The following is an 11,917-nucleotide window of genomic DNA, read 5'->3' on the forward strand; positions in this document are numbered from 1 at the left end:
TCTTCCAAATGCTCGGCCAGATACGTACAGGTGCAATTCTTCGGCGTGCTCACCAAATATTCGACGTACTGCTTCTTGGTAATCATATCCCTAAAATGATACTTGTGGTCCTCAAGCGTAAGTCCTGAAGATAATGGAGAAAGTGTGGAGCGAGGGCAGCCATGTCGTTACAAGATATGAAAGACATTCATGATGTGATCCATTATTTGGAGGAACATCCTGAGGGGGTACCAGATCTCCAACGAGTGCTGCTCTCAAAACAGCTTCTAGTACCGTGTCTCATAACTTCGTGAGCAGTTGTAGGGCGTGCGAAGCGCGCCAACTGACTGGCGCGTACCACGCGCCAACTGACTAGCGCGTGGTACGCGCCCTACGATTTCACTGCTAATAAACTTGCGAGACACGGCACTAGCCCTCTCCTTCACAGGAGAGGGAAATAATTGGAACCTACCCTTGGACGATATTCCCCTCTCCTGTCATGCCTGTCCTGAGCTTGACGAAGGGGAGAGGGGGCGCTCATAAGGGTAGGTTTTTTATCCAAGCCTCAATTGGCGCGGATTTCCCCTCGTGAGGAGCCGCGTGTTCGTCATGCCCGCGCAGCTTGTCCCCGGTCATTAGGGGAGCGGGCATCCAGGAGCTTCACCCCTGAACGATTGCCTATTCCCCCTGGATTCCCGCATTCGCGGGAATGACGTCTCGTCTTTTCCCAGCGTAAAAGCCTACCCCCCCTGCGTCGACAGCCATCCACAAGAGCCGTCGTATGCAACACGTGTGTTGAGGAACACTGCCGACGCACAGCCTCTCTCTGATCGTGTCTTTTCCATCGTGTCCACAACCGATGCGGAAGCCGGTGCCTGTGCTGTTCGGTGCGCATGATGCGGAGGAACTCCGCAGAAATGCGAGATCACTTCAATACATAAACAATATATTGACAAATGAAATTCAGAGACATCGAGCGGGTTCTTAACTCGCCGCGCATCGCTTCCCATCTCACACGAACGAACCCTGCGCACGCCTGACCTGTTCACTGTGTCTATGCGCCCGTGTCGTTTGATGCGACGCAGACCACCGTCAAGGGGATAAAAAATAATTTACGCAATATCTACTCAAAATATTGACAAAATATATTCGCAGACTATTATGTCTGTGTAGACGCAATACACAAGGAGAAAACATTATGGATACCGCACTCGCTGATCAGTGGTCCGACGCCCTCTTGTTCGCTGCTCCGGCAGCGGATCCCGCGCCAGACAAGATCGCGATCGTCGACGAGGTCGTGACCCCGGAGCAATTCTTTACCCCTGCGGAGCGATCGCGGGTCGCCTGGACACCGGAACGCCGCTTGCTCTTGGCTGTCCTTGAAGACGCGGTCGCCATGTTCTTTCGCTACCGCACCGATCGCTCGACGCGTGGGAAGCGATTGTTTCGGGAAACCCAGGCCTGGTTTGCTACGACCAACCGAACCGCGTTGGGCGATTTTGAATTCATTTGCGATCATCTCAATCTGGATGCCGACTACATACGAGCGGGCTTACGGCGACTGCCAGAGGCACCCGCAGAGAAAGCGGTCTCGCTATATCGACTTCTGCGCCGGCCCCAGTCTGGGCGGCATCATTTGACGGTAGTCCCTGACTCAAACCGTTCATAACCAACAACGACGTGTATGGAGGTGTTTTATGGTTTTGTTGATGTTTGCAGCAGTAACAACTGTCCTCTTTTCGATGATCTTTCTGCCGATCTTTCTAGCCGCGTGGCGGTAAGAGGAGGAACGCTGGCATCGGCGCACACGTCAGGTCGCTGCGATCCCAGCGTTCGTTGACCGTCGCAAGTAGGGGGGCACTGAGCATCACAAGGGGTACGACCCCAGTTTAATAACGAACCTAGAAAGACTGGCAAGAAAGGACACGGACGATGGAGACAGAGTTAACTATGACAGAGCAACGGCGACAACCGCGCTGTGAGATAACTAATGGTCCAATCCATGGAGTACTGATGAGTCCTACTGCGCTGCCGCAGACGTCATCGGCCAATGATGCGCTGATCTCGGCCACCGCTGATGTCTTAGCCGCGCTGGGGGAGAACCTCGACCGAGAAGGCTTGCGCCAAACGCCGCAGCGTATGGCTAAGGCATTGGCCTATTTGACTAGCGGGGCAACGATGACCATGAAAGATGTACTCAACGGCGCGATCTTTACCGAGCGCTATGACCAGATGGTCCTGGTTAAGGATATCGAGTTCTATTCGCTCTGCGAGCATCACGTCCTGCCGTTTCATGGCCGTGCGCATATCGCCTATCTGCCTGCAGGGAAAGTTGTTGGTCTCAGTAAGTTACCTCGGCTGCTCGATGTGTATGCACGGCGGTTACAGGTGCAGGAACGTCTGACCCAGCAAGTCGCCGAAGCGTTGCAGGAAGCCCTCAACCCACGCGGGGTCGCGGTTATGGTCGAAGCCGCCCACTTCTGCATGATGATGCGTGGGGTGGAGAAGCAGAACTCCACCACCGTGACCTCCGCGTTGCTTGGGGTCTTCCGCGACGATCCAGCCTTACGTAACGAGTTTTTGCAAGCCGTACGAACACAGTAGCGGGTACGGTAAGGCATCAGGAAGCGAGTTGGATACGAACCTCACAAGAAGAGAGTGATTATCTAAATATCAGAAGGAGGATCAACGATGTCTGTTCATCATCTGTCAAAGGGAATGTTTCTCGGAGCTGCCGGGCTCTCGTTTTTACTGTCGGTGTATCTGTGGTTTGTGGTGGGCAATAAAGAGCAAGGCGCATTTGTTGGACTGTGGGTACCGTCGATTCTGGCGCTTGGGGGGCTACTGACCAATGCGCGGAAGGAGGATCATCATGTCTGACTGGAATCTCTTTCTGTTTGGCGTTGGAGTATCGTTTATGTGTGGCATTGGTGCTCTGGCGCCGTTGCTCTACGCCGCATCAAAGGCGGAACTGGATTGGCGAGCGCGGAAGCGACAAAACAATACTGTCGCTCCGTTACGACCCATCGAACCAAAGAATCACACATATGCAGATGATCCGGGCGTGCGGCAACGCCGGGCATGACGCCATTGCTCAGCGCACGAGTCGCGGGATGCTCTTTGCGGACGCATTAGCAAAATCGCTCACAGTTGGATAAAAGTAGATGCAAGACGTCGCCAATAACAGAGAGGAAAGCCACACACATGAAGCACCACCGTTGCCACCAGGATCGCCCCGCGATCCGTCGAGAAGTGATAGGGTCTTGTCAAAGCGCGCAATTACACACGTTGTGTCTCGCGATCCCCATGGGGTGCTCCCTATGACCGCACGTCGCCACGAGGCTCGGGAGGAAGAGGCGAATCTCTCGATTGGTGCGCTCTCGCGTGCCACCGGGATTCCGCCAGAGACGTTACGAACCTGGGAGCAACGCTACGGCTTTCCCGAGCCTGAGCGCAAACCGTCAGGACATCGCGTCTATCCGACATCCAGTGTGCCGCGCTTACGACGGATTGCCGAGGCGCTTGCGCGTGGGCACCGCGCCCACGAAGCGGTATCCGCCTCCGAGCAGGCCCTGAGTTCGCTCTTAACCGTTGGCCCGGTGGAGGTCACCCCGCGTCAGAGTCCTGACGAGAAAGGGGAGGCTGATGTCGTCGATTTGCTCCGCTTTGTCGAAACGTTCGATGCGGAACAGCTCACACGCAGTCTCATCCGTGATTGGAAGCGCCTGACGCCCTTGGAATTTCTCCGGAAACGGATCGCCCCGCTGATTCACGCCGTTGGGGAAGAGTGGGCCGCTGCACGCCTCGAAATTCGTCATGAACGGTTTCTCTCGGAGCGTGTCAGTGATGTGTTGCGCTCGGTGCGACTGCCGCTCGAGGAAAAGGCCAGAGGACCGCTGGTCGTGTGTGCGACCTTGCCGGGTGAGGAGCATGGCTTGGGACTGCAAATGGTGGCACTGCTGCTCACGGGAGTTGGATGTCGCATCCTGTTTCTCGGGACGGAAGTCCCGCCAACGCAGGTGGCCAGTTTAGCCCGAGATCTCAACGCCCGTGCGGTCGGTGTGAGTGTCTCGATTGCCAATCGGGGAGAGCCGATGGCGGGCCAGATCACCTTCCTGCGCAGCGTGCTACCGCGTCGGGTGACTCTACTTGTGGGTGGAGTCGGTGCGCCCAGTACCCAACCTGGGTTGAAGGTGCTTGTGGATCTCGCTGAAGTCGAAGAGTGGGGGCGCCATCTCGTCATGGTGGCGTAATCAGCATGGCAGCCAGTGTTTCCCTCGTCTGGTTTCGTCACGATCTCCGCGTTGCCGATAACCCTGCACTAGAGGCAGCCGTCCAACGCGGTGGACCAATCATCCCGGTGTACGTCTGGGCACCAGAGGAGGAGGGCGCCTGGCCACCCGGAGCGGCGTCACGCTGGTGGCTACATCAGTCTCTCGCGCGTCTTGCCGCTCACTTGTCCACGTGTGGATCACGACTTGTGATTCGTCGTGGCCCGAGTCTTTTGACGCTCCAAACGTTGATCAAGGACACCGGTGCACAGGCCGTATTCTGGAATCGTCGCTATGAGCCGTCAATCGTCAAACGCGATACAGAAATGAAAAGCACGCTCCGTGCAACAGGCCTCCACGTCGAAAGTTTCAATACGGCTTTGCTGTTCGAGCCTACCACTCTTCGCAATAGAGCAGGAAAGCCGTTCCAAGTGTTCACCCCCTTTTGGCAGACGTGCCTGTCTCTGGCGGAACCCAGCGCTCCGCTCAGGGCGCCTGCTCGCCTCTCCGCGCCAGACCAGTGGCCGCATTCAGTATCCCTCGACAGCTTGCAGCTTGAGCCGACGATTGATTGGGCTGGCGGCACACGCGCAGCCTGGTGTCCTGGCGAAGATGGGGCCACTCGTGAGCTGCAACGTTTCGTGGATGCGGCAGTCACTGACTACGCAGAGCGCCGCGATCGACCAGATGAAGTCCAGACCTCACGTCTCTCGCCGCATCTCCACTTTGGCGAGATCAGCCCGCGACAGGTCTGGTCTGCCGTACGCAAGGCCAGCAGGCAACAGCTGATGAAACAACGTGGCGCTGAGGCGTATCTGCGGCAACTCGGCTGGCGGGAGTTTGCTCACCATCTGTTATTTCACTTCCCCCATACAACCGAGCAACCGCTGCGGGCGGAATTTGCCGACTTTCCCTGGCGAGACCACCCCGCGGACTTCCGCGCATGGCAACGTGGCCAAACCGGATACCCGCTGGTCGATGCTGGGATGCGGGAACTGTGGGCTACCGGCTGGATGCATAACCGCGTACGAATGGTAGCCGCTTCGTTTCTCGTGAAGCATTTGCTCTTGCCGTGGCAGGACGGAGACCGTTGGTTCTGGGAGACCCTGGTGGATGCAGACTTAGCCAACAATACCTTGGGATGGCAGTGGGTCGCAGGCTGTGGGGCCGACGCCGCGCCGTATTTTCGCATCTTTAATCCAGTGGCGCAGGGGGAAAAATTCGACCCTAACGGCGCGTACGTCCGTCGCTGGGTTCCTGAGTTGAGCCGTTTACCGGCAGAATGGATTCACAAACCCTGGGAATCACCACCGAATGTATTGAGCGAGGCAGGAGTGAAATTAGGAACGACCTATCCTGAGCCGATCGTCAGTCATCACACTGCGCGCGTCCGTGCACTGGCCGCGCTAGCCAAGATCAGGACGACGAACGGCAACCGAAGCACGCAGTTACAAACTGTTCCTATGGAGGCGCAATGAAACTCGTACTGCTCGCTGTATTGGCATTCTGTCTTTCGTGTGTATCTCACACTCGTGCTGTTGAGGCAGAGACGTCTCCGTCTCTCACCACGCCTGGGCGGGCAGCTACCGTGACGGTGAAAGCCACGGGCCTGAGCAATGCGAACGGCAAAGTCGTGTTCCTGTTGTATACGCGGCCTGAGGATTTTATCACCAACCTGGAGGGTGCGGACCAGCGCAAGGCCGTGTCCATTGATAATGGGTCAGCCTCCGCGGTGTTCGAGAATGTCTCTCCGGGTGTCTATGCGATTGCGGTCTTTCATGACGAGAACGACAACGGCACGGTCGATTATAACTTTCTGGGTATTCCGAAAGAAACGACCGGCGCCTCGCGCGATCCGCGCCCGAAGCTTCGGGCTCCACGATTTGATGAAGCCGCGTTTACCGTGAGCGACCCAACACAGGCAGTCGCCATCCGCATGAATTCTACCTACGACTAACATGCGCCCACGCATGCTCGTCGTGAAGGAGTACCACGCATGATTCTGGTCACTGGAGGCACAGGGTTTTTGGGGCAGTATCTCATTCGTGCGCTCTCGCACACGGCGCTGCCCGTTCGCGTGCTCTCGCGCAATCCGACCAAACATACGCACCAGGCAAGTGAGCGGGTTGAGGTGGTTGCAGGAGATGTGACTGACCCACCCTCGCTCGCCCGCGCACTCGACGGTGTGACCCACGTCGTGCATGCCGCGGCGCTGATGAGCTTTTGGCGGAAGCGACGAGACGAGATGTTCGCGATCAATGTCCAGGGCACGCGGAATCTTGTCTCCGCATGTGCCGAACGCCGTGTCGAGAAGTTTGTCTATGTCGGTGCGATGGCGACGATGGGGGATCCGGTCGAGCAGGGAGCAGCTCTCGTCAACGAAGAAACCCCCATGCGGTTACCGTCCCCACTGACATCGTATGCCGAAACCAAAGCGTTGGCAGAACAACTGGTGCTGGAGGCGGCGCGTAACGGGTTGCCCGCGGTTCTCGCCATCCCGCCGTTGATTGTCGGCGCTGGGAATTGGCAGGAAGGGTCCTGTGCGCTCTTTAAGATGGTGCACGATGGGTTCAAGTTTTACATGGACGGGACCGTCGGCACGGTCGCCGCACGCGATGTGGCTCAAGCAGTGCGGCTACTTCTTATGAGTCCCTTTCACAGCGGCGAACGATTTTTCCTCGTCAGTGAGATGTTGAGCATGAAAGAGTTGTTTGCTCAGATCGCCCGCAGTGTCGGCAAACCTGCACCCGCGCTGAAACTTCCGACCCCGATGTTGCGCGCGACTGGCTCGTTGTTAGAAACGCTGGCCTCCTTCTCCGGCAAGGAACCGCTCATCTCACGCGATGCCGTGATTACTATGACCGCCGCTCCGCTGCACCGTTTTGACGCCAGCAAAATCACCCAGCTCTGTGACTTTTGCTATGCTCCGATTGCTGACGCGATTGCGGAAACTGGCGCGCAGTTTCTCAAGGAACTCCAGACAAAGGGACGGTCTAATGGCACTCGCCCATGACACTGCGGCTGCAACTCCTCGCATTCTGCTGACAGGAGCAACTGGCTACATCGGCGGGCGGTTGCGTGAACGCTTGGAAGCGGCAGGGTATCACGTCCGCTGCCTGGTGCGTCGACCGGAGTTCCTGCGTTCGACAGTAGCGACGACCACCGAAGTGGTTCAGGGAGACGTGCGTGATCGAAATAGCCTGTTAGCAGCTCTAAACGGCGTACACACAGCGTACTATCTTGTCCACTCCATGGGGTCGAGTGGTGCGTTCGAAGAAGAAGATCGTCAGGGCGCGCAGTATTTTGCTGAAGCTGCACGGCGTGCTGGGGTGAAACGTATTATTTACCTTGGCGGGTTAGCCCAGAGCGACGATTCCCTCTCGTCCCACCTGCGCAGCCGCCATGAAGTAGGTGACCTGTTACGCCAGTCCGGCATCCCAGTCATCGAGTTTCGCGCCTCCATCGTGATTGGCTCTGGCAGTCTGTCGTTTGAAATGATTCGCGCGTTGGTCGAGCGCTTGCCGATTATGATTACGCCGCGCTGGGTGTCGGTGCTGGCGCAGCCGATTGCGATCGACGATCTGCTTGCCTATCTGCTGGCGGCCTTACAGCTCCCCGAAGAGGAACAACGTATCTTTGAAATCGGTGGTGCTGAGCAGGTGTCGTACGGGGATCTCATGCGCGAGTACGCACGCCAACGCGGCTTACCGCGGGTGATGATCCGTGTGCCCGTGCTCACACCGCGACTGTCGAGTTTGTGGTTGGGGCTCGTCACGCCGTTGTACGCCCGGGTGGGTCGCAAGATCGTCGATAGTATCCGCCATCCCACCATCGTGCAGGACGCAACCGCGCTGCAGACGTTTGCAATCCGTCCCATAGGCATGCGCAACGCGATTGCCCGGGCGTTACGGAATGAGGATCATGAATTCGCTCAGACCCGCTGGTCAGATGCACTATCGGCAGGTGGTGCGGTACAGAGTTGGGCAGGCGTGCGTTTCGGCTCGCGGCTGATTGACTCGCGATCTGCGCACGTGCCAGTTCCTCCTGCTGAGGCGTTTCTCCCGGTTCGTCGCATCGGTGGGATCACTGGCTGGTACTATGGCGATTGGCTCTGGCGTATCCGTGGCTTTATCGACCTCTTATGCGGCGGTGTCGGCGTTCGTCGTGGACGGCGCGATCCTGAGTGGTTACAGGTTGGTGACACCGTTGACTGGTGGCGAGTGGAAGCGATCGAACCGAACCGACGGTTACGGCTTGCTGCAGAAATGAAACTGCCAGGACGGGCGTGGTTAGAATTTGAAGTGGCGGCAGACGATGCTGGATCGATCATTCGGCAAACCGCCAGTTTTGATCCCATTGGGCTGAGTGGACTGGCGTACTGGTACCTCGTGTATCCTCTGCATCAGCTGATCTTTGCGGGCATGCTGCAGGGCATTGCGCAGGCGTGTGTACGCAACGGTGCATCATCGCGACCACAGTCGGCACAAGTGCTCCACAGCAGTGTTGAGGGTTCAGTTGCTAATTCGGACTCTGCTGCCGAACACACTCACAAGCGTATCGTATCCATGTACGGAAACGGACGATGAACATGCCATTGACTATCGAAGCCGAAATCACTCCTGGAATGAGTCCGCAAGAAGTCACCCACCTCGCGACTCTCGTCGAAGAGGTCGGCTTCGATCGCTTGGGGATTTCTGATGTGCCGTCATACCCTGACTGTTTTCAGTTGCAAGCGCTGTGTGCACTGGCAACCAAACGCATCATGATCGGGAGTTTGGTTACCAATCCGTATTCGCATCACCCCGTGTTGTTAGCCAGTGCGATCGCGACGCTCCAAGAAGTGTCGAATGGCCGGGCGTTTCTTGGTCTCGGCGCAGGGGCGGGCTTAGAGGACATCGGGATTGCGCAGCCGCGGCCCGTCGCAGCGTTACGGGAAGCTATGGGCATCATTCGTGATCTCCTCGCAGGCCGCCTGGTCGAACGTCTCGGACAGGTCTACACCATTCGTAAGGCGAAGCTCGTGCGTGTGCCAGAACAGGCTGTGCCGATAATGATCGGGACACGGAGTCCGCAGACCATGCGGCTTGCCGGAGAACATGCGGATATTGCCGTTATCGGTGCACGGTATTGGTCACCGGCCATCGTCCAGCGCTATCGACAGTGGCTCGCTGAAGGGACAACCCGCGCCGGGCGTCGCATGGACGACATCGAAGTGGCCCCACGCCTCACGCTCTGTGTCTCACAGGATGGCGAGTTAGCCAAACGCAGCGTCAAGTTTTATGCGGCCTATTACCTGACACTCTTGAAACCCAATGACCTGGCACTGGCGCCGACGCACCTGGCGCGGATCGAAGCCGCCGTACAACAGGCGCGTGGGTGGTATTTCGATGCTGACGTGCAATACCCTGAGGAACTGCACGAGCTCATCTCAGACGATATCGTGGCGCGCTTTGCCATCGCCGGAACACCAAGTGAATGCGTACAACAAGTCAAACGGATTCTCGATCTCGGTTTCACCAGTCTGAGTATGAATCTCGCGGCGGTGAGGCATGGCAGTATGTATGATGGACTGAAAGAAACGATTACGACCTTTGGTGCCGTGCTCCCTGAAGTGCGACGATTGGCAGCAGCGGTATAGTTGTTGAGTGGCTCAACATGGAGCGGTCACGCACCGTGTTCGTCAGTGGTGCAGCCGCTCCCCTATGAAGCGGAGTGTGTGCGATGCTGAGTGGACCAGTGGCCATTGTTCTCGCGACGATGTTCCTCATCACGTCCGCCTTGCTCTCGAGCGGACCGCTGTGGCAGCGACGGATGGCTATTTGCAGTGCGATAAGCGCAGCCGGGATACCGTGGCTGGTAGCCGCCGAGGGACCGTTTCTGCGCGGCGGACTCGCGATCTGGACGACGTGGTGCCTCGGACGTGTCGTCGATGTCGTGACTGAGTCTCGCACACGCTCCTGGGGAGCGCGCCTATGGCATGTGTTCGGTGTGGTGGATACGCGGCAGGCAACGTTTACCCCGCCGGCGTTAGATCACAACGCGTTGGGAAAAACACTCTGCTACGCGGCGCTGGCGACGCTTGGTGTGCTGATTGTCAGTGAGGTTGCAACGGCGCGTGATGGCACGTGGTATTGGGTACTGCGGTGGTTTGGGGGAGCGCTGTTCTTCTATAGTCTGGCGGATGCAGTGGAGGGTGCCGTCCGTCTGCTCTATCGTGCGGCGGGCGTGCGCGTCCCCCGTCAACATGTCCTGCCGATTGTCTCACGATCAGTACAAGAATTTTGGGGAAAGCGCTGGAATCGCGCGGTGGGAGGGTGGTTACGGGCCCATTGTTTCGTGCCGTTGGCACGCCGTGGACAGGTGCGTTTCGGCCTGACCGCCGCTTTCACTGCGAGTGCAATCTTTCATGCGTACTTCACATGGGTCGCTGTGGGGGAAGTCATGGCGCTCGCCATGGCGATTTTTTTTCTGCTCCAAGGCGGCTTCGTCCTGCTTGAGTTACGGATGGGCGTCGCACGCTGGCACCCTGTACTGGCACATGCATGGACCGTGAGCGCCGTCCTTGGCTGTTCTCCACTGTTTGTTGAACCGATTCTCCGCATTCTTGTGGAAGGGCTCTCATGAAAGTGACACCATTTTTGAGGTGAAATACTAGTGAGCACTGTCGAGTAGTGAGGGGGCTGTATTCACAGAGATAGAGTTTATCTCTGTGAGTGAGGGATTCCGTCGGGCAAACGATCAGGCACTACGGAGGATATCTTGTTGTGACATGCCCATCTTACTGGCCGCCGAGCATCGGCCCCATGCTCTTGCCGTCATAGCCGGTCATCTCAAGGTAGCCTCGTCCTTGAACGTCACTCGTTCCGGACTTTCCAGTCACTAGGACACTGCCCTCCCAGTAGGTCACTCCGGTACTCGCTGCGGTCCGCAATTCCTGGTTGGGCAAGGCAGCGTTGACGCGTACCTGGAGATCCAGTTGGGAGAGGGTGAGGGTCCACACAATCGGATAACGTGTACCACTCTCGGGCGACTGCCAATACTGCTCTGGCACAAGAGAGAACGTACCAACTGGAAGATGTGTGGCGCGATCGTTGGTCTCAACCATCGTGCCGCTGGAATGAGGATCGATCGATCCATCGGCACGGCGGATCTGAAACAGCATCAACTCACGCCCATCCTGCAACTGCAAGGAAAACCAGTCCCAGCCAATTTGGTCCTTCTCTAAAAAGCTGGTACCGAACTCATGGTCCATCCAGCTCAATCCGGTGACGGGGAAGGTTTGTCCATCTACCGCTATCGTACCGCTGGTGCGCATACGTGAGTACGAGTAGTAATGCGACGCGTTCCCGATAGAAGCGCCTTTCTGACTGAGGCCGTTTTCGCCGTGGATCACTGGTGGTTTCTCTGGCGTCAAACGGAGAGCGAGTTTGCAGTTGCTATCACTCGCAGTAAGTACATGCACGTCACCCTCAAGCCGCGCCTCCCAGCCTTCATTCCAGACCCGGTAGTGCGTGGTTTGGCGGTGGCAGGAAACAACTTACCGCAATAGTGATTGACCGGAGTGGAGAGCCTCTGCACAAGAGCAGGGATGAGAGACGAGACCATTGTGTGCTGGCTTCGGTCTAAGTATCGAAGTCTGGTCGAAGAGCTGGATGAACGCGGGCGAC

The 11,917-nt window shown here is 57.4% G+C and carries 12 protein-coding genes; 11 read left to right on the forward strand and 1 reads right to left on the reverse strand.

Going from position 1 to position 11,917, the window contains the following annotated elements:
• Positions 1-1,177: 1,177 nt before the first annotated feature.
• From FJ147_23355 to FJ147_23405, 11 genes are all read left to right on the forward strand, one after another.
• Positions 1,178-1,648 carry a hypothetical protein gene (locus FJ147_23355; protein MBM4258826.1) on the forward strand — a complete coding sequence of 157 codons (471 nt, stop codon included), beginning with the start codon at positions 1,178-1,180 and terminating at the stop codon, positions 1,646-1,648.
• Between the two features lie 344 nt (positions 1,649-1,992).
• Positions 1,993-2,583 (forward strand): GTP cyclohydrolase I FolE, encoded by a 591-nt coding sequence (gene folE / locus FJ147_23360; GenBank protein MBM4258827.1) that lies wholly within the window; start codon positions 1,993-1,995, stop codon positions 2,581-2,583.
• Positions 2,584-2,670: 87 nt separating this feature from the next.
• Complete coding sequence (locus tag FJ147_23365) at positions 2,671-2,859, forward strand: hypothetical protein (GenBank protein ID MBM4258828.1); 189 nt, start codon at positions 2,671-2,673, stop codon at positions 2,857-2,859.
• Positions 2,852-3,064 carry a hypothetical protein gene (locus FJ147_23370; GenBank protein ID MBM4258829.1) on the forward strand — a complete coding sequence of 71 codons (213 nt, stop codon included), beginning with the start codon at positions 2,852-2,854 and terminating at the stop codon, positions 3,062-3,064. The genes FJ147_23365 and FJ147_23370 overlap by 8 nt, the downstream gene beginning before the upstream one ends.
• A gap of 79 nt (positions 3,065-3,143) precedes the next feature.
• A complete protein-coding gene (locus tag FJ147_23375; protein MBM4258830.1) occupies positions 3,144-4,232 on the forward strand; it encodes a MerR family DNA-binding transcriptional regulator in 1,089 nt (362 codons plus the stop codon).
• Between the two features lie 5 nt (positions 4,233-4,237).
• Positions 4,238-5,728 carry a deoxyribodipyrimidine photo-lyase gene (locus FJ147_23380; GenBank protein MBM4258831.1) on the forward strand — a complete coding sequence of 497 codons (1,491 nt, stop codon included), beginning with the start codon at positions 4,238-4,240 and terminating at the stop codon, positions 5,726-5,728.
• Entirely contained in the window at positions 5,725-6,207 is a 483-nt protein-coding gene (locus tag FJ147_23385; protein MBM4258832.1) for a DUF2141 domain-containing protein, read from the forward strand. The genes FJ147_23380 and FJ147_23385 overlap by 4 nt, the downstream gene beginning before the upstream one ends.
• A gap of 39 nt (positions 6,208-6,246) precedes the next feature.
• Positions 6,247-7,263, forward strand: a complete 1,017-nt coding sequence (locus FJ147_23390; protein MBM4258833.1) for an NAD-dependent epimerase/dehydratase family protein — start codon at positions 6,247-6,249, stop codon at positions 7,261-7,263.
• Complete coding sequence (locus FJ147_23395) at positions 7,247-8,836, forward strand: SDR family oxidoreductase (GenBank protein ID MBM4258834.1); 1,590 nt, start codon at positions 7,247-7,249, stop codon at positions 8,834-8,836. Before FJ147_23390 ends, FJ147_23395 begins: the two co-directional genes overlap by 17 nt.
• A complete protein-coding gene (locus FJ147_23400) occupies positions 8,833-9,888 on the forward strand; it encodes an LLM class flavin-dependent oxidoreductase (protein MBM4258835.1) in 1,056 nt (351 codons plus the stop codon). Before FJ147_23395 ends, FJ147_23400 begins: the two co-directional genes overlap by 4 nt.
• Before the next feature lie 83 nt (positions 9,889-9,971).
• A complete protein-coding gene (locus FJ147_23405) occupies positions 9,972-10,874 on the forward strand; it encodes a hypothetical protein (GenBank protein ID MBM4258836.1) in 903 nt (300 codons plus the stop codon).
• Positions 10,875-11,028: 154 nt separating this feature from the next.
• Here FJ147_23405 and FJ147_23410 read toward each other — a convergent pair whose 3' ends face one another.
• Complete coding sequence (locus FJ147_23410) at positions 11,029-11,712, reverse strand: carotenoid 1,2-hydratase (protein ID MBM4258837.1); 684 nt, start codon at positions 11,710-11,712, stop codon at positions 11,029-11,031.
• Positions 11,713-11,917 lie beyond the last annotated feature (205 nt).

The sequence above is a fragment of the Deltaproteobacteria bacterium genome (assembly GCA_016874775.1).
In the GTDB taxonomy this organism is placed as follows: Bacteria; Desulfobacterota; Binatia; order Bin18; family Bin18; genus VGTJ01.

What these genes read in the sequence shown, in the direction of transcription:
- FJ147_23355 (MBM4258826.1), top strand. Translation starts at nt 1,178, where the DNA reads ATGGATACCGCACTCGCTGATCAGTGGTCCGACGCCCTCTTGTTCGCT.
- folE (MBM4258827.1), top strand. Translation starts at nt 1,993, where the DNA reads ATGAGTCCTACTGCGCTGCCGCAGACGTCATCGGCCAATGATGCGCTG.
- FJ147_23365 (MBM4258828.1), top strand. Translation starts at nt 2,671, where the DNA reads ATGTCTGTTCATCATCTGTCAAAGGGAATGTTTCTCGGAGCTGCCGGG.
- FJ147_23370 (MBM4258829.1), top strand. Translation starts at nt 2,852, where the DNA reads ATGTCTGACTGGAATCTCTTTCTGTTTGGCGTTGGAGTATCGTTTATG.
- FJ147_23375 (MBM4258830.1), top strand. Translation starts at nt 3,144, where the DNA reads ATGCAAGACGTCGCCAATAACAGAGAGGAAAGCCACACACATGAAGCA.
- FJ147_23380 (MBM4258831.1), top strand. Translation starts at nt 4,238, where the DNA reads ATGGCAGCCAGTGTTTCCCTCGTCTGGTTTCGTCACGATCTCCGCGTT.
- FJ147_23385 (MBM4258832.1), top strand. Translation starts at nt 5,725, where the DNA reads ATGAAACTCGTACTGCTCGCTGTATTGGCATTCTGTCTTTCGTGTGTA.
- FJ147_23390 (MBM4258833.1), top strand. Translation starts at nt 6,247, where the DNA reads ATGATTCTGGTCACTGGAGGCACAGGGTTTTTGGGGCAGTATCTCATT.
- FJ147_23395 (MBM4258834.1), top strand. Translation starts at nt 7,247, where the DNA reads ATGGCACTCGCCCATGACACTGCGGCTGCAACTCCTCGCATTCTGCTG.
- FJ147_23400 (MBM4258835.1), top strand. Translation starts at nt 8,833, where the DNA reads ATGAACATGCCATTGACTATCGAAGCCGAAATCACTCCTGGAATGAGT.
- FJ147_23405 (MBM4258836.1), top strand. Translation starts at nt 9,972, where the DNA reads ATGCTGAGTGGACCAGTGGCCATTGTTCTCGCGACGATGTTCCTCATC.